Here is a 24,605-nt window from a genome sequence, read left to right on the forward strand (position 1 = left end):
ATAAGGACGCCGAAGGCAATTATGCTTGTTTGGTGATATTTTTAAATAATCCAGTCTGTTCTGTGATTCCTTTTTCAGCAGCAAATCTTTCAATACTCGATGCACCAAAGAATCCGTCTATGCCTTCTGTCCGTTCAATTACGTACGCCGCATCTTCCGGCTCTGCAATCGGTCCGCCGTGACAAATCACCATAATATCTGGATTTACTGCTTTCCCTGCTTTAATAATCGCTTCGATTCTTTCTACACAATCATCCAATGTCAGAGCGGTCTTAGCTCCAATTGTACCTTTGGTAGTCAAGCCCATGTGTGCCACCAAAATATCTGCGCCTGCTTCTGCCATGGCTTTTGCTTGCTCAGGATCAAATACATAAGGAGTGGTGAGCATATCCAATTCATGCGCAGCTCTAATCATATCTACTTCTAAACCATATCCCATGCCGGTCTCTTCTAGATTCTGTCTGAACACGCCATCGATCAAACCTACGGTTGGGAAGTTTTGCACGCCGCTAAAACCTTGTTCCTTAAGTTGTTTTAAATAAACTTCCATTACTCTAAAAGGGTCCGTTCCGCATACGCCTGCCAATACAGGGGTGTTTTTAACAACAGGCAATACTTCCGAGCCCATTTCGACTACAATTTGGTTGGCATCCCCATAAGATAATAACCCTGCCAGTGATCCACGGCCTGCCATTCTGTATCTTCCTGAATTATAAACAATCAGCATATCTGCTCCGCCAGCTTCACTGCTTTTTGCAGTAATCCCTGTGCCGGCTCCCACGCCTAAAAGAATCTTTCCATTTGCCACTTCTTCTCTAAACTTCGCCATGATTTCAGTTCTTGTATTTTTGTTCATGTGTAGCGCCTCCATTTAAATATTTATTTATCTTATAAAAGCCTTATTTGCTCATGAGATCTATTAGCTTCTGCGCTGCTGCTTCTGCAAACTCCATATCATTAATGGCACAATCCATTTCGATAACCTCGACAACATTTCTGTTTACACCATTTCTTAAGGTATCAAATAACATTTGATCTTCCTCTACCCCATAAAAAGCTTCCCCTGCAACATCAATGCCGGATATCCCTTTAAGCGGCAGCATTAACACCGTATTCTCTTTGGCCATATTTAATTTCTCGACAAGCTTTTTGCCGATGGCTTCATTTTCTTCTACCGTTGTTCTCATCAGAGTAACTGTTGGATTGTGTTTATAAAACTTATGCCCAGCAAATTTCGCTGGTACCGTATCATAAGGGCCAAAGTTGCACATATCAAGCGCGCCTACCGATACAACCTGTGGAATATGATGTTTACCAGCAGCTTCTAACCGATGAGGTCCAGCATTCAGCACACCACCAATAATTTCGTCCGCCCATTCTGTTGTGGTCAGATCCAATACACCTTCAATAAAACCAGCCTCGATTAGCGCTTCCATGGACTGGCCGCCTACACCTGTTGCATGGAATACAAGCACTTCATATCCTCTAGCTTCAAGATAGTTACGGGCTGCCGTCACACAGGGGGTTGTTACCCCAAACATCGTTGTAGCTATTAATGGTTTTTTCTCTATCACTTGTTTATTCTCAAATTTAAGCATACCGGCGATGGCGAAAGCTGCATTGGTAAAAATCTTTGTTGAAATAGAGTTTAGTCCAGCAACATCCACTACGGATGGCATCATGACAATATCACTAGTGCCTACATATGGAGCAGTATTCCCTGAAGCTACGGTCGAAACCATCACTTTAGGTACACCAATAGGTAATGCCCTCATACCCGGGGTTACAAGTGAAGTGCCTCCAGTGCCCCCAAAGGAGATAATTCCATCAAATTTGCCTTGCTTATATAATTCAGGTACTAATTTTTCCATACCTTTGGCTAATAATTCTGTTGCTAGTGCTCTATCTTTTTTGGCAACGAGCTCATCTATACTTACACCCGCGGCTGCTGCTACTTCTCTATTAGAGATATCCGGTGTAAAAGTGGGCTCAAACACACCCGTATGAATCGTAAACGTACCTAACTCCAAGCTTTCCAGTAAATTTTTAATGTAGAGATATTCTTCACCCTTGGTGTCAAAAGTTCCGGCAATAGCAATCGTCTTCATTTCTTCAACCTCCTCTTCAAATATCTACAACAAAAAAAGCATGATCAACTTATGAGTTAATCATACTTCTTTGATTTATCGATGAAAACGCTTTTATGTCTTATGTTTTTGTGTTTATGTTAGATTTATATTGTTTTGGAGAGAACCCTTTATACTTCTTGAACATTTTGCTAAACTGCGCATAATCCTGGTATCCAACTAATGGCGCTAGCTCAGATAACTGGATAGGGTCTCTATGTAATATTTCCGCCGCCTTATCCATCCGAAATTGCACGAGATACGTTTGGAAGCTGCAGCCTACTTTTTTGGTGAACAAACTACTCAAGTAACTTCGGGATACATGTGCCACCTTAGCTAAATCTGCAAACAAGATCTCATTCCTATAATTTTGAGCTACGTATTCTTTTACAAATTCAACATAATCATAGTGCTTTGTGATGCCGTCTAACATTTTGACCATAAAATCATCTTCATCCAGCGTCCCCGACACTTTAAAAGCTTTGGTTATATTCGTAATGGACTTCTCCGAGGGAATTCTTTCAAAAGCAGAGCCTCCGATATATCCCATCAAGTTTTGATTATTGCTGTACATATATTGCACATCAATTGGCGTTTTCACCGGACCACCGTAAACCAGCTTAATTAAATCTGGCTTTAGCTCATTGCATGTATTAAATATCTTGTCCGCTTTAACCTTGGCAGCTTCCAGAGAGAATACTTTTTTAGCGCCTAATAACCCGCCTTCTGTTAGACCTAGATGTACACAAATAATGTCCGCTCCAGCCTCAATCATCTGTGCTGCCTGGATTTCGTCAAATACAAAAGCAATGGTAAACAAATCCTTCTCATGGGCTATTCTTATGGCTTCTACTTCAAGTAGATAACCATTCCCCTCTTCTTCGAGCGCTTCTCCAAATTGACCATCTATTAAACCCACCGTGGGGTAATTATTAATGCCGGCAAAGCCTCTATTCTTTATTTCACTTATATAGGATTCCATATCTTTGGTCGGATCAGTTGCATTGAGGCCAAAAATAATAGGGATATCTCTGACCAACGGTATGATCTCTCTAGATGCAAAGTCCATCACCATATCATTGCTATTACAAAATGGTAAAATACCAGCGAGAGAGCTCCTCCCCATCTGGCGAAATTTACCCGAGTTTAACATCAGAATGAAATCAGCTCCACCTTGCTTCGCATACTTTGCCGTTATACCAGCACCGGTGGCTACTCCAATAATATGATTGCCTACTTTTAATTCCGATCTAAGCTCGTCTAGGATTTGCTCTCTGTTCATACCTACGAACCCTCCTATCCTAACCTAAGGATAACCGTAAAGAACACTGCTAATCCAGTCATAGTTCGTTTAGATAATAAAAAAATCCCGCCTGCCACCTATAAAGGTCTGAGGCGAGATTTGATATTGATACGGTTTACAATATAGCGTCTCCGTGTTGTACAACCCATTCATTAGCTTCGTGCAATGCCAGCTCTGCCCGTTCAATTGCAGCCTTCACCTGAACGGTGGCTGTGCCGCCATAAACGTTACGAGCGTTAACTACAGCTTCCGGTTGAAGAACAGCATAGATATTCTCGTCGAAAAGCGGTGAGAATTGCTTGAACTCTTCCAGCGTCAAATCCAACAAGAATTTGCCTTCGTTGATGCAGTAGAGTACCGTTTTCCCGATTACCTCATGCGCTTGGCGGAAAGGAAGCCCCTTGCCTACCAAGAAGTCGGCGATATCCGTTGCATTCGAGAAATCCGTGTTCACAGCTTCACGCATACGACCTTTGTTCACTTTCATAGTGGAGATCATCGGCGCGAACAATTGCAGTGCACCAGTCAGCGTAGTAACCGTATCGAACATGCCTTCTTTGTCTTCCTGCATATCCTTGTTGTACGCCAGTGGCAATGATTTCAGCACCGTCAGCAAGCCAATCAGGTTGCCGTAAACGCGGCCTGTTTTGCCCCGTACCAGTTCTGGTACGTCAGGGTTCTTCTTCTGCGGCATAATGCTGCTGCCTGTACAGAAAGCATCATCCAGTTCTACAAAGCTAAACTCTGTGCTGCTCCACAGCACCAGTTCCTCACTGAGTCTGGATAGATGTGTCATGATAAGGGAAGCATTCGCCAAGAACTCCACGATGAAATCGCGATCGCTGACAGCATCCAGACTGTTCTCATACACACTGTCAAAACCCAGTTGTTCCGCTACAAAATGACGGTCAATCGGGAAGGTCGTTCCAGCAAGCGCTCCTGCTCCGAGTGGCAGCACGTTGATCCGTTTGTAGCTGTCCGTCAGGCGTTCTGCATCGCGGCGGAACATCGATACGTAGGCCAGCAAGTGATGAGCAAACAGGATCGGCTGTGCCCGTTGCAAATGCGTATAACCAGGGATGATGGTCTCCACATTGTCTTTTGCTTGTTCGATCAAAGCTTCCTGCAGCTCATGCAGCAAACTAACTAGCTCAACTACACGGCCACGTAAGTAAAGGTGCATGTCCGTCGCCACTTGATCGTTACGGCTACGTCCTGTGTGCAGCTTACCACCAACTGGACCGATTTCTTCGATCAGATGTTTTTCAATATTCATATGGATGTCTTCATCCGATACTGAGAAAACAACCTCTCCAGCATTAACCTTGTCCAGCACTTTGTTCAGACCTTGTTTGATTGTTTCCACGTCTTCTTGTGGAAGGATTCCGCATTTGCCCAGCATCGTGACATGTGCCAGACTGCCTTGCACATCCTCTTTGGCCAAAGCCTTATCAAAGCCAATGGAAGCCGTATATTCCTCAACCAGCTTGTTCGTTCCTTTAGTAAACCGTCCGCCCCAAAGCTTGCTCACCTGTTGTTTCCTCCTCTTGGACGCCAGAGGGCCGCTCCTATCCTGACGGGAGGAACGGCCTTCGGGGTTGCCCGTTTAAGTTTATGTTATCGTACTATTTAGAAGCTCCATTTACACCTGTAGAAACTTTAAGGCGCAATGCGTTCAAGTGAATAAAACCAGTTGCATCCCCTTGATCATAAGCTTGTGTAGGATCAGCTTCCATCGTTGCAATCTCTGGATTGTACAGGCTGACTGGGCTCTTCACTCCAGCGCCGATGATGTTGCCTTTGTACAGTTTAAGACGAACAGTACCCGTTACATTTTGTTGGCTCTGTGTTACCAGAGCTTGCAGTGCGATACGCTCTGGAGCGAACCAGAAACCGTTATACACCAAAGTGCTGTAACGAGTGATCAGGCTGTCACGCAGGTTCATCACTTCACGGTCCATCGTGATGGATTCCATTTTGCGATGAGCGACGAACAGGATTGTTCCACCTGGAGTCTCATACACGCCGCGGCTCTTCATGCCGACAAAACGGTTCTCAACCATATCCACACGCCCGATACCGTGTTTACCACCTAGCTCATTGAGTTTCTCCATCACTTGAAGTGGGTTTAAGGATTCACCATTCAGGGCTACGCAGTCTCCCTTAACGAATTCGAGCTCCAAATATTCCGCTTCATCCGGAGCATCCTCAGGAGCGTTGCTCAGCAGGAACATTCCTTTGTTCTCTGGTGCACTTGGATCGAACCAAGGATCTTCCAGTACGCCGCTCTCATAGCTGATGTGCAGCAGGTTACGGTCCATCGAATACGGCTTCGCCGCAGAGGCTTGTACCGGAATATCATTAGCTTCCGCATAAGCGATCATTTCCGCACGACCTGGGAATTGATTGCGGAACTCTTCCAGACGCCAAGGTGCAATCACCTTGATGTTCGGAGCCAATGCAGCTACGCCAAGCTCGAAACGGACTTGGTCGTTCCCTTTGCCTGTCGCGCCGTGCGCGATAGCCGTTGCGCCCTCAGCGATGGCGATATCTACCATGCGCTTGGCGATCAATGGACGAGCAATACTAGTTCCGAGCAAGTATTGGCCTTCATAAAGGGCACCAGATTGGAACATTGGATAGATGAAATCGCTAGCGAACTCATCGCGCAGGTCGTCAATGTATACTTTCGATGCGCCAGTAGCGAGTGCTTTTTCCTCCAAACCGTCGAGCTCTTCCTTTTGGCCGATATCAGCAGTGAAGGCAATGATCTCCGCGTCATAAGTTTCTTTAAGCCATTTTAAAATAACAGATGTATCCAATCCGCCGGAATAGGCGAGTACAATTTTTTCTTTAGCCATGGTGTGGCAACTTCCTTTCGTGTGGGCTATATAAATTAAAATAAACGTGCCTTTGCCAGCACTCTGACGATAAATCGCAATTACACTGAATATTTGGACTTCCGGTCGCTGTTATCATCAGATTTCTTTTATTTCAAACCGCATTGTGCGGATAAAATCTGATGATAAAGGCGAACGCTACGCTCCTACAGTTCCAAAAATTCCGCTCCATTACTCCATCGTCCAAAGTCTAACTTCGCCCAACATTAATTCAATTTATATAGTGATTTATATTTTATATTTTTTAAATTCCTTAACTCATCAACGCAGCCATTAAAGCTTTTTGCGCATGCAGGCGGTTCTCAGCCTGATCAAAGATCACCGAGTTAGGGCCGTCAATCACGCCTGTGCTGACTTCTTCCTCACGGTGGGCTGGCAGGCAGTGCAGGAAGAGATAATCGCTCTTAGCGCCTTTTACAAGCCCCTCATTAACCTGATAGTCCTTGAATGCCGCTTCACGTGCCTTTTGCTCCTCCTCGAAGCCCATACTCGCCCATACGTCTGTATAGATGACGTCAGCGTCTTGTACAGCTTCTTGCGGGCTGCGAGTGACCACAATCTTCGCTCCGGTTTCTTTAGCGATCTCACGAGCTTCTGCGACAACCGCTGCATCTGGCTCATAACCTTCCGGTCCGGCGATAGATACGTCCACGCCCAGCTTAGCTCCGCCAATCATTAAGGAATGCGCCATATTGTTGCCATCGCCGATGTAAGCCAGCTTCAGGCCCTTGAGCTTTCCTTTGTGCTCATAAATCGTTTGATAATCGGCCAGCACTTGGCAAGGATGTGCCAGGTCACTAAGACCGTTGATTACGGGAATAGAAGCATAACGAGCGAGATCTTCAACCTTGTCATGGCCGAAGGTACGGATCATAATTCCATCGAGATAACGCGACATTACTTGCGCGGTATCTCCAACAGTTTCTCCGCGTCCAAGCTGGATATCATTTTTGCTCAAGAAAAGGGCATGCCCTCCCAGCTGATACATTCCAACTTCAAACGACACACGTGTACGTGTAGAGGATTTTTCAAAAATAAGTCCAATCGTCTTTCCCTTCAGCGGCTGAAATTCTTCGCCATTTTTCTGCTTCTTCTTCAGCTCAATCGCCGAATCAATCAGATACGTAATTTCTTCCGGGCTGTAGTCGTTCAGCTCCAGTAAATCACGGCCTTTCAGTTGCTGCGCAATGGTGTGTTTGTTACTCTGTATGCCCTGACTCATGAGCTTACCTCCCCGTTTGCTTGTTTAGCATAAGTATGAATGAGTTCGCATAGGATGTCCACCGCTTGGTCGATCTCCTCTTTGCTTACATATAGATTAGGCAGCAGACGAAGGACATTAGGACCGGCTGTCACGAACAACAGGCCTTTCTTTTGTCCAGCCAGCACAATATCGCCCACTGGAGTTTGACATTCAATCCCGATCAACAGTCCTTTACCACGGATATCCTTCACAAAAGAACAGTCCGCCAGCTTCTCTTTCAAAAGACCGGTCAGATACTTACCCATATCTTCGGCGCGCTGTGGAAGCTCATCTTCCAGCATCGTCTCAATCGTCGCTGCCATAACAGCTGTTGCTAGCGGTGTTCCCCCGAAGGTGGACGCATGGCTGCCCGCTGAGAAGGCTTCACGCAAATACCCTTTGCCAAGCATTAAACCTGCCGGGAACCCGCTAGCAATCCCCTTAGCCAAGGTGAAAATATCCGGTTCAATTCCATAATGCTGATGAGCGAACAGCTTGCCTGTACGTCCCATGCCTGTCTGTACTTCATCTACAATCAGAAGCAATCCGTGTTTCTTACACAAGGCCACTACAGCGTTCAAGAACTCAGGTTCTACCTCAAGCACGCCACCCTCTGCAAGCACCATCTCCAGCATGATAGCAGCTGTATGATCCCCGATAGCAGCTTCTAACGCTGGGAGATCATGCAAGGGTACAGTCTTGAAACCTGCTGGAAGCGGCAGGAAGCCTTCTTTCACCTTTTGCTGGCCTGTAGCTGTTAGTGTTGCCAGTGTACGTCCATGGAAGGATTGTTCGAATGTGATAACCTCATAACGGTCGACACCTTTAATCTTCTGATGGTAACGACGGGCCAGCTTAATAGCAGCCTCATTCGCTTCTGCCCCGCTATTGCAGAAAAACACTTGATCAGCGCAGCTATTCTCTGTCAGAAGGTTGGCAACTTTGTCTTGTCCCGGAATATGAAACAGATTCGAGACATGCCAGAGCGTATCAATCTGTTCCTTCAGCTTAGCGCCGACTTTTTCAGGAGCATGACCTAGACTGGTCACAGCCAATCCACTGGTGAAATCGAGATACTTATTGCCTTTATCATCCCATACCCAGGTACCCTTGCCTTTAACTAAGCTGAGATCATATCTGGCGTAAGAAGGGAACACTGCACTCAGCTTGCTTGTTGCAACATCCGGTGTACCTGATCCTACTGTATCAGTCTGCTGTGCCCCTGCTTGCGAATCCAACTCTGCTTGTGTAAGCTTGCTCATTCTAAGTCACTCTCCCATCGGCTGCTCCTGTGAACAGGCTGCGCCTCTAATTTGTATTCATCTATGATTCTACGAACGAATAATACGTGTACCTATCGCTTCACCTTGCAGTACTCGACTAAGCACCCGCGGTTCTTTTCCATCCACAATGATAACCTCTGATACGCTGCCCTGAATGCAATCGATAGCTGCCCGCACTTTGGGGATCATGCCACCGTAGATTTCCCCACTTTCGATCAAGGCTTCGATTTCCTGTACAGTAACGGAGGGAAGCACAATCTTTTCACCTTCCACTGTACTCATGATGCCTGGCACATCTGTGACGACGATCATTTTGGGAGACTCCACGTAGGAAGCAACTGCCCCTGCTGCCGTATCTGCATTAATATTGTAGCGCTGGCCTGCCGCATCTACTCCGATAGGTGCAATGACAGGAATATAACCCATCCCAACAATCCCAGTTATGATCTCAGCCTTAACTTCCATTACTTCTCCTACCAAACCTACTTCGGCACTGTTCGCCACTGGTTTAGCAATAATCATATTGCCATCGATGCCCGAAAGCCCCAGAGCCAGACCGCCACTCCCTTGAATTCTCCGGACAATCGCCTTGTTTATACTCCCTGCCAGCGTCATCTCTACAACATCTAGTACTTCCTCGGTGGTTACTCGCAGGCCATTCACAAAGCTGCTTTCAATGCCCAGTTTCGCTAGATTCTCGGAAATGGCTGGCCCTCCACCATGAACAATTACTGGCTGAATGCCCTCCTCCTGCAAATCTCGCAAATCCTCAAAAAAAGAATCAGGTAGAGCGGCAAGCGTACTGCCGCCGCATTTCATTACAAACAATCCACTACCATCTAAAGCATCTATAAGTTCAAGCTCGCTATTTAGCGTCATATGATCGGTATCCTTCCCTTATGGGCTTAACACGCCATAAATTAAGTGCGATATGCGGCGTTAATACGCACATAATCGTAAGTTAGGTCACAGCCCCAAGCCGTTGCTTTTCCGCTTCCATCATGCAGATCTACAGTGATCAGCACAGTTTCACTTTTTTGCAAATAGGCCAAAGCCTTTTCCTCGTCAAAAGCAACTGGCTTCGAGTGCAAAAGCACCTCAATATCCCCTAACGAAATGTTCACATGCTCCGGCGATACCGGAACACCCGCGCGTCCAACCGCAGCAATAATCCGCCCCCAGTTCGCATCCGCTCCAAAAATAGCAGATTTCACTAGACTAGAACCAACCACTGTCTTAGCAATCGCTGCCGCCGCCTCATCATGAACAGCCCCATTCACTTGAACCTCAATCAGGTGAGTTGCACCTTCGCCATCTCGAGCAATCGCTTTGGCAAGCGTCTGGCACACATAAGTGAATCCAGCAGCAAAAGCGTCCCAATCCGGATGCAGCCGTGTCAGCTTCTCATTACCGGCAAGCCCACTCGCCATCGACACTAACATATCATTGGTGCTAGTATCTCCATCGACTGTAATCATATTAAAAGTAACATTCGTAGCTGAACGCAAAAGACTAAGTAAATCCTCCGCTGCAATATCAGCATCCGTAGTCATAAAGCCAAGCATGGTAGCCATGTTAGGATGGATCATCCCTGAGCCCTTTGCAGCTCCGGCAATTGTAACTTCTACACCGCCAACGAGCACCTTCACGGCGATCTCTTTTTTAACTAAATCAGTGGTAAGTATAGCTTGGCAGAATTCCTCCGCGCCAATAGCTCCTCCATCCAGCTTCTCTGGTATTGCAGTAATTCCGCTACGTACGCAGTCCATCTTCAACAGTTCACCGATAACTCCAGTCGAAGCAACAGCCACATCATTAACGGCCACACCTAAATGCTGAGCCGCAGCAGCGCGCATCTCATAAGCATCTGCTTCGCCTTGTTCACCTGTGCAGGCATTGGCATTCCCGCTGTTCACGATAACCGCCTGCAATACTCCGTTCGAAAGGCTTTCCCGAGTCACTTTAAGCGGAGCCGCTTGAAAAACATTCGTCGTATACACGGCCGCAGCCGTTGCCGGAACTTCACACAGAATCACTCCGAGATCGTTGCGATCTGTTTTTTTCAATCCACAATGCAATCCTCCGGACTTAAAACCCTTAGGTGAAGTGATGCTTCCACCCTCCAAGGTGGTAAATAACTCAATCTCGCTCATATTATTTGTACCGCTGATCCTTATGGATACACAGGTGTGTAGCCGAGGCCAAGGGTTTCCTCCCATCCCATCATTAAATTAAGGTTCTGTATTGCCTGCCCTGCCGCACCTTTTACAACGTTATCAATAACGGAAACTATGGTCACCCGCCCTGTACGAGCATCTGTTGCAAATCCGATATCACAATAGTTAGAGCCGCTAACTTCTTTTGTCGCCGGAATCACACCTACATCACGCACCCGCACATATGGCCGGCCCGCATAATATTCACGGTATAAATTCACAAAATCCTGCTCCGTATAATTGTCCGTCATCCCTGCATACATCGTACTCATAATTCCCCGGCTCATCGGCACGAGATGTGTGGTGAACGTTACCGTTACCTTTTCTCCAGCAACCTCTGTGAGTGTCTGCTCAATTTCTGGTATATGTTGATGCTTATTGATTTTATAAGCTTTAAAGTTCTCATTAATCTCTGCATAATGTACCATCAGGCTTGTTCCGCGTCCTGCTCCAGTAACTCCTGATTTCGCATCAATAATAATACTGTCGTGCTTAATCCAACCTGCCTGAATTGCAGGAATTATTCCAAGAAGTGTAGCTGTAGGGTAACAGCCTGGATTAGATATAAAATCAACCCCAGCCGCACGCTCTCCAAACACCTCACAAAGTCCGTATACAGCCTGCTCTAGATATTCATCAGCCGGAGCGGGATGTTTATACCAGTGCTCATACTCTGCACCATCCTTCAATCGGAAATCACCGGACAGATCCACGACCTTAAGTCCAGCTTCCAGCAGCTGCGGCACCAGCTTTGCGCTCACACCCGACGGCGTTGCCGTAAATACCACATCCGCCCGCTCAGCCATCTGAGCCGGGTCAACGCCATCCAGCCTTCGATCAATGATGCCCGTCAAATGCGGAAAACCTTCCTCTATAGCATCCCCTGCACTTGATGAGGAAATTACCGAAGTAATCTCTACCTTAGGATGACTTTGTAGCAGCCGAATCAGCTCTACGCCCCCATAACCCGTTGATCCAACAATCGCCGCTCTCAGCTTGCTTTCCACTGTCATCCCCACTTCCTGCTTATCATGAATTATAATAAATAATATAATGCATACCGTCTTAGAAATATGTATTATTATACGACTCAATTAATATAAATACAACACATAGTGTTAACTTTCTTTATTCTTAAATATAATTCTATTTACAAAAAAAGAGAAGCGTAGCTTCTCCTTTCGGAGAAATTACACTTCTCTTTTAAAGCCTTCACCCAGCACCTCATGCGCCTCAGTTATAATCACAAAAGCACTAGTATCTACCGATTGAACAATCGCTTTTAATCTGGAAACCTCATTCTGACCTACTACAACCATTAGCACCGTACGCTCATCACCAGTATAACCGCCATGTGCATCCAGCTTCGTCAGACCCCGATCCAGATCATTCAAAATCGCCTCAGATATTTCTTCCGTCTTGTCCGAGATTATGTAAGCCACCTTTGTATAACGGAAGCCTACCTCTATCGCATTAATGGCCTTACCTGTAACAAACAGACCGATCAGTGCATACAGTGCTTGTTCCATACCGAGTATAAAAGCAGCCAGCACAATGACCGTCCCGTCCAGCAGTACTACAGAAATCGAGAAGCTGAGACCGGATATCTTTTGAATAATCTGCGCCAAAATAGTAAGTCCACCTGTCGAGCCCCGTCCGCGGAACACAAGACCTAACCCCACCCCCACACAGATACCGCCATAAATGGAGGCTAAGAGTGGATTGGTGGTAGGTGCAGGCAAATCTTTTGTTAACAAGATAAAGAGCGGCAACACAAAGCTCCCAAGGAGCGAGCGAACTCCGTATTGTTTACCCAAGAAGATTACCCCGAGTATAAACAACGGAATATTAAGCGCCCATTGCGTAAATGCCGGTTCAGCTCCAAACCAAGCTTCAGCCAATACCGACAGACCGGATACACCACCAGAAGCAATATGACTAGGCAGAAAAAAAAGATTAAACCCCAGCGCTGTAACTAGCGATCCGAGCAAAATTAACATCGTATCCACCACATGTCGGAGTGGCCCATTCAGAGGAATCAGTGGGGGTTTATTACGTGAATTGACTTTTTGCATTTCAAAGGCTCTCCTTAAAGTGTCATCTTGCTCTACGAAAGAAGAAACGGCCATCCCATCCTAATCCATGAATGGTATCCGTTTCCCCCGAAACTCTCTCTTTTATTCTGCCTCAATCTTGATCTGGCTACGCAAGTAACCATCAATGAATACATCAATATCTCCGTCCATCACAGAACCCACATTCCCCGTTTCCACGGAAGTACGGTGATCCTTAACCATATTATACGGATGGAATACATAGGAACGGATCTGACTGCCCCAAGCAATATCGGATTGCTCGCCGCGAATCTCATCCAAATGCTGTTGCTGTTCTTGCAGTTTACGCTCATACAACTTGGAACGCAGCATCTTCATTGCTTGCTCGCGGTTTTTGATCTGTGAACGTTCGTTCTGACAGGTTACCACCACACCCGTAGGTAAGTGGGTAATCCGCACCGCAGAGTCTGTGGTATTAATATGCTGTCCACCCGCGCCGCTCGCCCGATACGTATCGATCTTCAAATCCTCAGTACGAATTTCAACTTCTACATCATCGGCAATTTCCGGAACGACATCACAGGATACAAAAGAGGTATGCCGTCTGCCCGAAGAGTCAAACGGAGAAATCCGTACTAGCCGATGTACACCTTTTTCAGCTTTCAGATATCCGTAGGCGTTGAAGCCTTTAATAAGTAATGTGACACTCTTGATTCCCGCTTCATCACCCGGTAAGTAGTCCAGCACCTCAACCTTGAATCCACGTTTTTCAGCCCAACGGGTATACATCCGCAGCAGCATCTGGCCCCAGTCTTGGGATTCCGTACCGCCCGCACCCGGATGGAGCTCAAGAATAGCATTCAGCTTGTCATACGGCTGGTTAAGTAGCAATTGCAGCTCGAATTCATCCACTTTGCTGCCTAAACTGCTGATCGTCTCCCCAATCTCTGCCGCAAGACCTTCATCGCCCTCTTCATCCGCAAGCTCCGCCATCATCGCAGCATCGTCGTATTCTTGTTGCAGCTTCTCGTATTGATCCACGGACGATTTCACGGCATTCATCTCGCCGATCACACTCTGTGCCTGCTCTGGATTATCCCAGAAACCTGGAGCAGCCATTTTTTCTTCAAAGTTCGAGATCATCTCTTGCTTAAGATCTAAGTCAAAGAGACCCCCTAAGGTCAGTTAGTTTCTTGCCTATTTCACGCAGATCCTGCTTTACATTAGCTTCAATCATATGGTCACTTCACCTTTCAAAATAGGTTGTTACGGTCGTCGCTATTGGAAAGTTAGTAATGAGTGAATGTTCAGCCATTCCGAGAAGGATTGGTCTTCCGATCGCTGTTGTTTCCAGATTCCTTGAATTGATAACCGCATAACGGTTGGAATCCCGAAACAAAAGCGAACACTCCGTTTCTCCAGTTCCAAACCTTCTTTCCATTCCACATTCACTCAAGTACTAAATATCCAAAAAAGCGACTGGGCCGTAAACGGGGGATACCCCCGGGCCCAGCCGCTCTTTATGGTTAGTATACCCATAGAGATCAGGGCTAAAGACTTACATCTTCAACACCTGAATATGAGCGCTACTAAACGTTTGTCTTATGCGTTTTGACCGTGGCAGTTCTTGTACTTCTTGCCGCTTCCGCAAGGGCAAAGATCATTACGACCAGCTGCCGCCTCAACATGTACCGGACGTTTCTCAGCAGGTTCGCTGTTAGTGGAAATTTTATTTTCCTCTACCACGGATTGACGCTCCTGATTTGTCTCGATGTGAGCCTTCATAATATAAGTAGCTACTTCTTCTTGAATCGTAGCCGTCATAGTATTAAACATTTCGAAACCTTCGAATTGATACTCGCGAAGTGGATCTGTACCACCGTAAGCACGCAGGTGAATCCCTTGACGCAATTGATCCATCGCATCGATATGATCCATCCACTTGCTGTCCACGGAGCGCAGCACAATTACCTTCTCGAATTCACGTACCAATTCTGAACCCAGGCGTTCTTCACGAGCAGCATATTTCTCAAGTACACGTTCGAAGATGTACTCAATGATCTCTTCTGCTTCTTTGCCCCACAGAATATCGCGAGTCAAAGCACCTTCTTCAAGCAGCTTGCTGTTTACGTAATCAGCAACTTCTTGCAGCTCCCAGTTTTCAGGAATATCGTCACTGCAGTGTGCGTGAACAATACGTTCAATAACCGGCTTGATCATCTCAAGTACGATATCTTTAATATTTTCAGACTCCAGAATCTCACGGCGTTGTTTATAAATAATTTCACGCTGTTGATTCATCACGTCATCATATTGCAATACGACTTTACGAATATCAAAGTTATTACCTTCAACACGTTTCTGAGCAGATTCCACAGCACGCGTAATCATGCGGCTCTCAATCGGCTGATCTTCCTCAAACCCAAGGCGATCCATCATACTCAAAACGTTGTCAGCGCCGAAACGCTTCATCAATTCATCCCCAAGGGATAAGTAGAATTGTGTAGAACCTGGGTCCCCTTGACGACCCGCACGACCACGCAGCTGGTTATCAATCCGGCGCGATTCATGACGCTCTGTACCAATGATATGCAGACCACCAAGATCTGTCACACCTTCGCCCAGAACGATGTCCGTACCACGACCTGCCATGTTGGTAGCAATCGTAACTGTACCTGGCTGACCTGCATGTGTAATGATTTCAGCTTCCGCAGCATGATGTTTCGCGTTAAGCACTTGGTGTCTAACGCCTTTGCGCTTCAGCATTTCAGATACGAGCTCTGAATTCTCAATCGACACTGTACCCACAAGTACAGGTTGGTTCTTTTTGTGACGCTCTACAATTTCTGCCACAACAGCGTTGAACTTACCGTTCTCACTCTTGTAGACAACATCCGGCATATCTATGCGCTGATTCGGTTTATTCGTAGGGACTTGAAGAACTTCAAGACCATAAATCTTCTTGAACTCTTCTTCCTCAGTTTTAGCTGTACCTGTCATACCACCCAATTTGCGATACATACGGAAATAGTTCTGGAAAGTAATCGTAGCAAGCGTCATGCTCTCATTCTGTACTTCGATTTCTTCCTTCGCTTCAATCGCTTGGTGCAAACCGTCACTATAACGACGGCCTGACATTAAACGTCCCGTAAATTCATCAACAATAACGACCTCACCCTCGTTAACAACGTAATCTACGTCACGACGCATAATTACGTTTGCTTTCAGGGCTTGGACGATATGGTGATTCAAGGTTACATGACTGTGATCATACAAGTTCTCAATCCCAAAAGCACGTTCAGCAGTAGCTACACCTTTTTCAGTCAAGGCTACGGACTTCACTTTGATATCAACTGTGTAGTCTTCTTCAGCTTTAAGCTTTTTCACAAAACGGTCTGCTGCAAAGTACAATTCAGTAGACTTCTCAGCTTGTCCGGAAATGATAAGAGGCGTACGTGCTTCATCAATAAGAATGGAGTCCACTTCATCAATAATACAGAAATAAAGAGGGCGCTGAACCATTTGTTCTTTATAAAGCACCATGTTATCACGCAAATAATCGAAACCAAATTCGTTGTTCGTGCCATACGTAATATCGCAGGCGTAAGCATCTTGTTTATCAGCATGGTCCATACCGCTTAGGTTAACCCCAACCGTCATGCCCAGGAAGTTATAGATTTGTGCCATTTGTGCGCTGTCGCGCTGAGCCAAATAGTCATTGACCGTTACTACGTGTACGCCTTTACCAAGCAAAGCATTTAAGTACACCGGCAATGTTCCTACTAGAGTCTTACCTTCACCAGTCTTCATCTCGGAGATTCGGCCTTCATGCAGGGCCATACCACCAATTAACTGTACATCAAAATGCCGCATGCCAAGCGTCCGTTTGGAAGCTTCACGTACGGTTGCAAACGCCTCAGGAAGAATTTCTTCCAAGGTTTCGCCTTTCTCAATACGGGCGCGGAACTCTTCCGTCTTAGCTTTTAAAGCTTCATCGGATAGTGCTACAAATTCCGGCTCCAATCCATTAATTACATCGACTGTCTTCATGAGACGTTTAACGTCACGATCGTTTGTGTCTCCGAATATTTTCTTTACAAGTCCTAGCATGGTTAACCCCTTTCATGCAACACAGATGGTGGAACCGAGCCCATCCTCACAAAATTGAAAGGGCCATTTATAAATTCGATTCCGCTGCTTCATAAATTGTAACAGTTTGTAAGAGATGCCGCAATACAAGGTGTAACAGCCACATTTTTCATATATACGCACAAGAGCCCTATTCGCTATAAGCGAATAGGGGCTCGGTTTAAAATTCTTAAGTCCTGACTAACTCTCGAGGCCCTTTATACTTAGAGCATAACTGGCATCATCGTATCTTAGCCCTGTTCAATCAGTCCATATTTACCATCATCACGTTTGTAAACTACGCTAACTTCCGAGGTGTCGATATTGGAAAACACAAAGAAATTATGTCCTACCATGTTCATTTGCAGAATCGCTTCTTCTACATCCATCGGCTTCATCGTAAAGCGTTTGTTCCTCACTACTTCTAAATCATCATAATCTTGTTCTTCTACAGCAACAGCGGCACTAGCTCCATCCACAAACAGCGTCTTGAGTCCCTCTTGACGGAACTTCCGATTCAGCTTCGTTTTGTGTTTGCGAATTTGGCGTTCCAGCTTGTCCACAACGGCGTCTATGGAAGCATACATATCATCGCTGCGATCTTCCGCACGAAGCGTCACGCCAGCAAGCGGAATGGTTACTTCCACCGTATGAAGGCCGCGAACTACGCCAAGCGTCACAGACCCTTCAGAGGTAGGGGGTGCTTCGAAATACTTCTCAAGTTTGCTGAGCTTCTTATCAACATACTCTCTCAAAGCGTCGGTCACGTCAATTTGTTGACCTCGAATGGTGAATTGCATGGCCACTCCTCCTTTAGTTACACCTTCATTATACCAAATTGTAAGCGCTAAGTAAAAAGCAATTCCTTACAGCCCTTACATTTAGATAACAAATGTTGTCATAGCGTTCACAAATAAAACAAGTCCGGTAAGAGCAACCCATCGCCCTACCGGACCAAAAGTAAACCTGTCGTTATTATAGTACGAATCCCACTCTTATATTCTCCGAATGAAATCACATAAGGTCAGGCTATTTGGTATGAATTTGAATGATTTCTACAGGGGACCATTGTGAATCAGATCCTGCAATAACATATACCTTATAGGCAGTATTTGCTGCTAACCCAGTTAAAGTCTGTGTATGCTTTACACCTGGAGTAAACGTAAGCGTGTTAGTCCATGGAGCAGCCAATGCAGTACCGCTACCATTTTGACCTAAAGCAATCTGCGTTGCAGTAGGTGCCTTTTCATTTGCTGGCAATACTACATATCTAACTGGAGTTGTATCGCCACCTGTCACACCATATTTAACATATACATCTGCTGTAACTGTACCCACTTGTCCCGGTTCAAAAAGCGAAATCGAACTCGTTGTAGCTTGAGCAGTAGTTAAGCGAACTGTCGTTACAGTAGACAAGTTACCAGTTGCATCCGCAAGCGCGATATATGTTGCATATTCTGTGCCAGGATTCAATCCATAAACAGAGAATGTAACCTTTGTGTTGGCTACAGTCGCAACACTACCATGAATACCACTTGCAGTCCCGTTACTAATTTGTCCTTTTTCCACCTGCAATGCAGTTGGAGCAGTTACATCAGCATTATAAGGAGCTACAACATAGTACACGGCACCAGTTACGGAAGGGGTCAGATATACATCCGCTGTAACCGAACCAACGTTACCATAGGTTGCCCCACTTACTGTTGGCGTTATGACAGTTCCGCCACCACCGTTACCACCACCAGAACCTCCGCCAGTACTCCCACCTGGAGCAGCAGTTGGGGTTGGTGTAGCTGTTGGTGTCGGAGTAGCCGTTGGAGTTGGTGTAGGTGTTACACCACCACCTGTGCCGCTACCAGGATAATAAACAGCTGAAGTATTGATAATGCCTACAGCCTCAGCACGTGTTAACGATCTCTTAGGACCAAAGGTTCCATCTGGATAACCGTTAACAATCTTCTTTTCCACTGCAGCTGCTACAGCACCTTTTGCCCATGCTGCAATTTGTGCATTGTCTTTAAATTTGTTCGAAGTCGTATTGGTGCTCAATTTAAGTAATTTTGCAGTAATCACAGCTGCCTCTTGTCTTGTGAGCGGATTATTAGGACGGAACGTATTATCCTCGTATCCTCCGATATATCCAGCTTCCACGGCTTTAGCCACTTCACTGTAATTCCAGTTTGTGCTTTTCATATCTTTAAAAGTTACTGTTGCTTTAGATGTAAACCCTAACAGGCGATTTACCATAGTCACATACTCACCACGCGTAATTGCCTTATTTGGTTTCACCGTTCCATCTGGGTAGCCTCCAAGGTATCCTCTATCTAGCCATTCCTGCAGCTGACCTTGCGCCCAGTGGCCTTGAATATCCTTAGGTACAGTTGCAGCAGATACGCTGCCGAGAGACCCTAATAACATACTAGTACCTAATATTCCGGTCATAAGACCGCGCCACATCTTCTTCATCCTGCTAATCACCCTCCTAATTGTTTTGATAGCTTAGGCTATATTGATTTTTTTGGTGAATGTAATAACCTAGGCTAACATAGTGTGTGTCGAGGTAAGATAAACAGCTCAACGTATATCTATTACCCACCTTTCGCAGAGTTCTAACATTTTCCATAAAATGAATTTACAAAGTATGCTATTTTCTTTACTAGGATTGGCTATACTAGACACATATGAACGCACAAAAAAAGGATCCTGGAAGATTCCAAGATCCCTGCTAGCGCTGTCTAAATTGCTAACCATCTACTTATATGTAGTTCGGCTTCGCCGGATGATTATAATTTGATTACGTTAGCTGCTTGTGGTCCACGTGCACCTTCAACGATATCGAATTCTACGGATTGACCTTCATCCAATGTCTTGAAACCATCAGTTTGAATCGCGGAAAAGTGTACGAATACGTCGCCACCGTCTGCAGTCTCGATAAAACCATAACCTTTTTCTGCGTTAAACCATTTTACTTTACCTTCCATTGATTAAACATTCCCTTCGTCATCAGATGAACGTGAGTCTTGCTCACAATTCGACTATACCACCGTAACTTATTTATTGTCAATTGGAAAAGAAAATGTTTACATTCAATAATTTACCACGTAAAATAAACTATTAAATTTTCCATAAACAAGAAATAGATTCGGTACAATGATCAAAAAAAGGAGCAGACGGTATTTAATACCCGTCTACTCCTATAGTGAAACACCGATAAAATTATTTTTTGCGATCCATAAGAAAACTGTCTGGAGTGTAGGCGGCCTCGTAGGCGTTGCGTTGGGCTTTGGCCTGATTCCGCTTCTGTAGCCAGTCTTGAGCTTCCAAACGTAAAGTGTTCATTCTATCTAAGATCACATTATCGTGTTCCAAAATTCGATTTATTTCTTGCTTCTGTGCAAGCGTCGTTCGACAAATCGTTGCTACTTCTGCAATAGAATCGACAAGTTCCTGACGTTCGTCTACAAAAGCCTCCAACTCCTCATAGGTAGTCTCTTGAAGACGCTCTTCGATCTCCCGAGTGAGTTGATCTAAGCTCCGGATTAATTCATCCATGAGCACTTTCAGCCTGTCCCTGACCCACAGCGATTTTGGATGCCTGTAGCCAAGTTTCCCGAAGGTCTGTTAAATAGCCAATGGCCTCTTCCGCTTTTTCTTGGCTTTTACGTATGTTGGCTTCTACTAGCAAGAAATTAGTATATTCGTAAAGTGAATAGAGGTTTTTTGATATCTCATAAGAGTAATCCAATGTGCTCATTAATTCACTAACTATAGATTGGGCTTTGCCAAAATTAAGACTTGTCTTCTCGTAGTCCTGTTTACTGAGTCCATCCATTGCTGTTCTCACGAAGCGAATGGCTCCATCATAAAGCATGACCACCAACTGTGCGGGTGTTGAGGTTTTGACAGAAGATTGGCGATATTTGTCATAAGGAGATGTAAGCAATAATGTCACCCTCTATTTTAAAATTATCTTAACTGGAAGTGGAGAAGAGACTGTTAGACTGTGCCTGTAACTTGTTCATTGCCGTTTCCATTGCTGAAAACTGTTTGTAGTACCGTGTTTCGGCATTGTTTAACATGGTCAACATGTCACTTATACGAGTGGTATACTCTTTAAGTTTCTTCCCCATAACACTTTCTTCTTTAAAGGTACTCGTAATATCTGCTGAAAACTTATTTGTTCCTACTCTCTTTACTAAGCTATCCAAGCTTTTATCAACTTTGGTAGCCATTATAGAGAAAATCCCCGATTTAGGTGCACTTTCAGTGCCCTGAAACAGTTCAGTGACTGCTTGTGGATTATTATTCAGTGCTTTTGTTAGTTTCTCCTCATCTACATACAACTTTCCATTCTCAAAATATTGTCCGGTAGTGATTCCAATAGAACTAAGACTTCCAAGTTTCTCAGAAATGACAGCGCGCAACGATGAAATTGTTGTTTTTAGAATATCATCATTCTTTAGCAGACCACTTTTTGCTTTTTCTGTCCAAGCTGTGATATCCGCTTCTTTCATATCAGCCTTTTGCTCATCAGTCAATGGAGCAAAATCACGATATTTTGCTTCTGCTGTTTTACTATTCAATAAACTCACAAGGCTATTATAATCTTCGACGAAAGCTTTAATCGTATCTATTGCTTTTGTTGGATCAGATTGAATCGTAATATTCACTGGATCATCTTTATCACCTGAGATAGCAGGGTCTTTCATAGGTGTTGATGTTGTTGATGTAGTCGCCGAAAGTGTAAGTGAAACTCCATTAACTGTGAACGAATTGGTATCCTTTATTAATTGTGTATTATTAATATACACAACTGAATCTTTTCCCATATCGTTCTGTTTCATGCCACCAAAGACTTCTAGTAAAGTGTTATCTCCCGCAGCTGTTCCAAGCTTAACTTCACTTTTAGATCCCATGCTATTAGATGTAATAATAAGTTTACCTTTAATTTCATCAAAACTAGCAGTGACCTTTGCATCTGTATTAGCATTTATTTTGGAGATAATCGTAGAAATTTCTGTATCTGAACTAAAACTGAAAGTCTGGTCATTTACTTTAAGTTTATACGGGTCGGTTGAAGTTGCCCCCAAGTCAGCAAGTGTTGATGATGTAGTAAATTTAGAACCAACGCCAATCCCGTTAGTCTCCATCTTCCCCTTTGATGCTAATTGGGTAATACTTACCTTCATATCAATACCGTTTGCATTAGCATTAGCGACAGCCTTAAGCGCCTCGGTATTTCCAGTTGTTACAGCTTTGTATGCATTCATTGCTGAGGAGATTCCATACGTTCTAGTAAGCTTATTTGATTGGAAATCAACAAGCTTACTATTTACCTCTCGATAGCTATCCCTTTGCCATTGTACTAATTGCTTCTGCTGGGTCAATTTATCCATCGGTATACGTTTAGCTGCCATTAAGTTTTTAACCATCGAATCGATATCCATTCCCGAAAACCCATTAATTCTTGTAACCAAAAAAGACACCTCCGCTCTTAAATTTTTTCGTCTATTAAAATACCAGCGATCTCCATCATATTAGCTACTAAATCCAAAGTCTTCTCAGGTGGCACCTCACGAATAAGCTCACCTGTATCCTTATTAAGAACCTTGACCATAATATCATGTGTTTTCTCATGGATGCTGATTTGCAGTGTAGTCTGGGGCCCTTGTAGAGACTTAACAGCCCGTTCTATCGTTCGGATGAGTTGTTCTTCAGCAACAGATACGTTGATTCCCTGATTCTCTTTCGAGCTCATATCCCTAGCATTTCGAATAGTTGGAGCTTGACTCACGGATGATATAACTTCAGTACTTGGTGTTACTTCGTTTTTGCTCTGTCCGCCTGATGTAGAATTAGCAGTGAGTGACAACTGTATATTCATAACCCCCGACCTCCACCAACGCTCATTTTATAATTTATATATCGGTTAAACTCAAGGATAATTTAGGAATAGTCAAAGATAAACTGAAAAAAATCCTGATTTCTCTAGGGATTTCCGACAACACATTAAATTTCCCTGTTTCTAAATATAAAAAAAAGGCCTTGGATAATTCCAAGGCCTTTTCTTTACGAAACTATAGGTAATCTTTTTAAAATTAACGAAGCAATTGCAGAACACCTTGTGGTTGTTGGTTAGCTTGAGCCAACATTGCTTGGGAAGCTTGCGCAAGAATGTTGTTCTTAGTTTGTTCCATCATTTCCTTAGCCATGTCAACATCACGTACGCGGGATTCAGCAGCTGTCAGGTTCTCAGAAGCAGTTCCCAAGTTATTGATAGTGTGCTCAAGACGGTTTTGTACAGCACCTAGCTTAGAACGTTCAGCAGAAACCTTTTGAGTAGCAGCATCAATAACTTTGATCGCTACGTTAGCTTGACCTTGATTGCTAATTCTAAGATCTTTTACACCAAGAGCGGAAGTACCCATGTCTTTAATCGACAATTGAATATTTTGTCCAGTATTTGCTCCGATTTGGAACGTAGCTTGACTATCAGCATGTGCTACTGCTGCTTGTTGTGTTTCAGAGAAGCTAGATAATGCGTTTGAAGCACCTGTTTTAACATTCCCGGTTGCATCTTTAACTGTAAATGTCAAACCATTAATAGCCCCAGTATAACCCGATGCGTTGGCTTCAAGGTCTACAGAACCACCTGTAACTGTTGCTGCTTTAATATTTGTATCAGTAATCTTATCAAGTGAGTCGGCTCCAGTAAGGGATATTGAATAGTTCTTACCATTCATTACATATTCTACAGTGACACTGTCGCCAGCAACAATCCCCAAACTATTACCATTAGAATCACCCAAAGCAGAGAAAAGTGTCCCTGCTATTGGATCAGTAGGAGTAGCACCTGCAACTTTCAATGCAGTGTTTGAATTCACATTTGCTGTTGCAGTTGTTGTTTTATCCATCGAACCATCAAGCAAGTTTTTAGTATTGAATTGTGTTGTGGACTGAATACGATCGATTTCTTTGTTCAGTTGGTCCATTTCATCTTGAAGATTGGTACGGTCTTGAGCAGTGTTAGTGTCATTTCCGGATTGTACAGCAAGTTCACGCATACGTTGCAGAATGCTGTGTGTTTCGTTCAAAGCACCTTCAGCTGTTTGAATCAAAGAGATACCATCTTGAGAGTTACGGGAAGCTTGGTCTAGACCGCGGATTTGACCGCGCATTTTTTCGGAGATTGCCAAACCAGCAGCGTCGTCACCAGCACGGTTAATACGAAGACCGGATGACAATTTCTCGATATTTTTGTTAGTGTTTGCAGTGTTAGCAGTCAGTTGGCGGTGAGTGTTCAACGCCGCGATATTGTGGTTGATAATCATTTGATATTTCCTCCCTGAAAT

Annotated in this window: 21 protein-coding genes; all 21 read right to left on the bottom strand. The window is 44.6% G+C overall.

The features are described from left to right. Positions 1–19: 19 nt before the first annotated feature. Positions 20–856 carry a phosphoenolpyruvate hydrolase family protein gene (locus MHI51_RS28370; protein WP_038573568.1) on the bottom strand — a complete coding sequence of 279 codons (837 nt, stop codon included), beginning with the start codon at positions 854–856 and terminating at the stop codon, positions 20–22. 43 nt (positions 857–899) lie between these two features. Then, positions 900–2,108 (bottom strand): Tm-1-like ATP-binding domain-containing protein, encoded by a 1,209-nt coding sequence (locus MHI51_RS28375; protein ID WP_405173418.1) that lies wholly within the window; start codon positions 2,106–2,108, stop codon positions 900–902. Positions 2,109–2,208: 100 nt separating this feature from the next. Then, positions 2,209–3,408, bottom strand: coding sequence for a phosphoenolpyruvate hydrolase family protein (locus MHI51_RS28380; protein WP_076220519.1), 1,200 nt, complete (start codon positions 3,406–3,408; stop codon positions 2,209–2,211). Positions 3,409–3,544: 136 nt separating this feature from the next. Next, positions 3,545–4,960 carry an argininosuccinate lyase gene (gene argH, locus MHI51_RS28385; RefSeq protein WP_036678523.1) on the bottom strand — a complete coding sequence of 472 codons (1,416 nt, stop codon included), beginning with the start codon at positions 4,958–4,960 and terminating at the stop codon, positions 3,545–3,547. 94 nt (positions 4,961–5,054) lie between these two features. Beyond that, a complete protein-coding gene (locus MHI51_RS28390; protein WP_076305768.1) occupies positions 5,055–6,290 on the bottom strand; it encodes an argininosuccinate synthase in 1,236 nt (411 codons plus the stop codon). A 292-nt stretch (positions 6,291–6,582) separates the two neighbouring features. Continuing rightward, positions 6,583–7,551: an ornithine carbamoyltransferase gene (gene argF, locus MHI51_RS28395; RefSeq protein ID WP_076220547.1), complete on the bottom strand. Its 969-nt coding sequence runs from the start codon at positions 7,549–7,551 to the stop codon at positions 6,583–6,585. After that, the gene (locus tag MHI51_RS28400) at positions 7,548–8,834 is read right to left on the bottom strand and encodes an acetylornithine transaminase (RefSeq protein ID WP_076220546.1); all 1,287 of its coding nucleotides are present in this window, start codon (positions 8,832–8,834) and stop codon (positions 7,548–7,550) included. The genes argF and MHI51_RS28400 overlap by 4 nt, the downstream gene beginning before the upstream one ends. A 69-nt stretch (positions 8,835–8,903) precedes the next feature. Next, on the bottom strand, positions 8,904–9,734 hold the full coding sequence (argB, locus tag MHI51_RS28405; protein WP_076220545.1) for an acetylglutamate kinase: 831 nt from the start codon (positions 9,732–9,734) through the stop codon (positions 8,904–8,906). Positions 9,735–9,775: 41 nt separating this feature from the next. After that, complete coding sequence (gene argJ / locus MHI51_RS28410; RefSeq protein WP_036678517.1) at positions 9,776–11,008, bottom strand: bifunctional ornithine acetyltransferase/N-acetylglutamate synthase; 1,233 nt, start codon at positions 11,006–11,008, stop codon at positions 9,776–9,778. 20 nt (positions 11,009–11,028) lie between these two features. Further along, positions 11,029–12,078: an N-acetyl-gamma-glutamyl-phosphate reductase gene (gene argC, locus MHI51_RS28415; RefSeq protein ID WP_341004331.1), complete on the bottom strand. Its 1,050-nt coding sequence runs from the start codon at positions 12,076–12,078 to the stop codon at positions 11,029–11,031. 183 nt (positions 12,079–12,261) lie between these two features. Further along, positions 12,262–13,146 carry a YitT family protein gene (locus MHI51_RS28420; protein ID WP_341004055.1) on the bottom strand — a complete coding sequence of 295 codons (885 nt, stop codon included), beginning with the start codon at positions 13,144–13,146 and terminating at the stop codon, positions 12,262–12,264. A gap of 102 nt (positions 13,147–13,248) precedes the next feature. Further along, positions 13,249–14,362, bottom strand: a protein-coding gene (gene prfB, locus MHI51_RS28425) for a peptide chain release factor 2 (RefSeq protein WP_139330096.1) whose coding sequence is annotated in 2 segments (ribosomal slippage) — positions 13,249–14,289 and positions 14,291–14,362 — 1,113 coding nt in all. Because the reading frame shifts where the segments join, the coding sequence is not laid out codon by codon here. A 365-nt stretch (positions 14,363–14,727) separates the two neighbouring features. Further along, complete coding sequence (gene secA / locus MHI51_RS28430) at positions 14,728–17,235, bottom strand: preprotein translocase subunit SecA (RefSeq protein ID WP_036678509.1); 2,508 nt, start codon at positions 17,233–17,235, stop codon at positions 14,728–14,730. A 269-nt stretch (positions 17,236–17,504) separates the two neighbouring features. Beyond that, positions 17,505–18,053 (bottom strand): ribosome hibernation-promoting factor, HPF/YfiA family, encoded by a 549-nt coding sequence (hpf, locus tag MHI51_RS28435; RefSeq protein WP_036678506.1) that lies wholly within the window; start codon positions 18,051–18,053, stop codon positions 17,505–17,507. A 229-nt stretch (positions 18,054–18,282) separates the two neighbouring features. Further along, positions 18,283–19,719, bottom strand: a complete 1,437-nt coding sequence (locus MHI51_RS28440) for an S-layer homology domain-containing protein (protein WP_076276901.1) — start codon at positions 19,717–19,719, stop codon at positions 18,283–18,285. A 317-nt stretch (positions 19,720–20,036) separates the two neighbouring features. Beyond that, positions 20,037–20,234 carry a cold shock domain-containing protein gene (locus MHI51_RS28445; RefSeq protein WP_019915069.1) on the bottom strand — a complete coding sequence of 66 codons (198 nt, stop codon included), beginning with the start codon at positions 20,232–20,234 and terminating at the stop codon, positions 20,037–20,039. Positions 20,235–20,469: 235 nt separating this feature from the next. After that, positions 20,470–20,805, bottom strand: a complete 336-nt coding sequence (locus tag MHI51_RS28450) for a flagellar protein FliT (protein ID WP_405173419.1) — start codon at positions 20,803–20,805, stop codon at positions 20,470–20,472. Further along, positions 20,798–21,196 carry a flagellar export chaperone FliS gene (fliS, locus tag MHI51_RS28455; RefSeq protein WP_405173420.1) on the bottom strand — a complete coding sequence of 133 codons (399 nt, stop codon included), beginning with the start codon at positions 21,194–21,196 and terminating at the stop codon, positions 20,798–20,800. Before fliS ends, MHI51_RS28450 begins: the two co-directional genes overlap by 8 nt. Before the next feature lie 28 nt (positions 21,197–21,224). Next, positions 21,225–22,730 carry a flagellar filament capping protein FliD gene (fliD, locus tag MHI51_RS28460; protein ID WP_405173421.1) on the bottom strand — a complete coding sequence of 502 codons (1,506 nt, stop codon included), beginning with the start codon at positions 22,728–22,730 and terminating at the stop codon, positions 21,225–21,227. Positions 22,731–22,747: 17 nt separating this feature from the next. Continuing rightward, positions 22,748–23,137, bottom strand: a complete 390-nt coding sequence (locus tag MHI51_RS28465; protein WP_405173422.1) for a flagellar protein FlaG — start codon at positions 23,135–23,137, stop codon at positions 22,748–22,750. Positions 23,138–23,351: 214 nt separating this feature from the next. Next, the gene (locus MHI51_RS28470) at positions 23,352–24,584 is read right to left on the bottom strand and encodes a flagellin (protein WP_405173423.1); all 1,233 of its coding nucleotides are present in this window, start codon (positions 24,582–24,584) and stop codon (positions 23,352–23,354) included. Positions 24,585–24,605 lie beyond the last annotated feature (21 nt).

Source organism: Paenibacillus sp. FSL H8-0260 (genome assembly GCF_045040625.1).
Classification (GTDB): domain Bacteria; phylum Bacillota; class Bacilli; order Paenibacillales; family Paenibacillaceae; genus Paenibacillus_AQ; species Paenibacillus_AQ odorifer.

Coding starts and splice junctions, on each gene's coding strand:
- argB (WP_076220545.1), bottom strand. CDS start 9,734: ATGACGCTAAATAGCGAGCTTGAACTTATAGATGCTTTAGATGGTAGT.
- argJ (WP_036678517.1), bottom strand. CDS start 11,008: ATGAGCGAGATTGAGTTATTTACCACCTTGGAGGGTGGAAGCATCACT.
- MHI51_RS28400 (WP_076220546.1), bottom strand. CDS start 8,834: ATGAGCAAGCTTACACAAGCAGAGTTGGATTCGCAAGCAGGGGCACAG.
- MHI51_RS28375 (WP_405173418.1), bottom strand. CDS start 2,108: ATGAAGACGATTGCTATTGCCGGAACTTTTGACACCAAGGGTGAAGAA.
- MHI51_RS28370 (WP_038573568.1), bottom strand. CDS start 856: ATGAACAAAAATACAAGAACTGAAATCATGGCGAAGTTTAGAGAAGAA.
- MHI51_RS28390 (WP_076305768.1), bottom strand. CDS start 6,290: ATGGCTAAAGAAAAAATTGTACTCGCCTATTCCGGCGGATTGGATACA.
- argF (WP_076220547.1), bottom strand. CDS start 7,551: ATGAGTCAGGGCATACAGAGTAACAAACACACCATTGCGCAGCAACTG.
- MHI51_RS28420 (WP_341004055.1), bottom strand. CDS start 13,146: ATGCAAAAAGTCAATTCACGTAATAAACCCCCACTGATTCCTCTGAAT.
- MHI51_RS28440 (WP_076276901.1), bottom strand. CDS start 19,719: ATGAAGAAGATGTGGCGCGGTCTTATGACCGGAATATTAGGTACTAGT.
- MHI51_RS28465 (WP_405173422.1), bottom strand. CDS start 23,137: ATGAATATACAGTTGTCACTCACTGCTAATTCTACATCAGGCGGACAG.
- secA (WP_036678509.1), bottom strand. CDS start 17,235: ATGCTAGGACTTGTAAAGAAAATATTCGGAGACACAAACGATCGTGAC.
- MHI51_RS28380 (WP_076220519.1), bottom strand. CDS start 3,408: ATGAACAGAGAGCAAATCCTAGACGAGCTTAGATCGGAATTAAAAGTA.
- hpf (WP_036678506.1), bottom strand. CDS start 18,053: ATGCAATTCACCATTCGAGGTCAACAAATTGACGTGACCGACGCTTTG.
- MHI51_RS28470 (WP_405173423.1), bottom strand. CDS start 24,584: ATGATTATCAACCACAATATCGCGGCGTTGAACACTCACCGCCAACTG.
- MHI51_RS28445 (WP_019915069.1), bottom strand. CDS start 20,234: ATGGAAGGTAAAGTAAAATGGTTTAACGCAGAAAAAGGTTATGGTTTT.
- MHI51_RS28450 (WP_405173419.1), bottom strand. CDS start 20,805: ATGGATGAATTAATCCGGAGCTTAGATCAACTCACTCGGGAGATCGAA.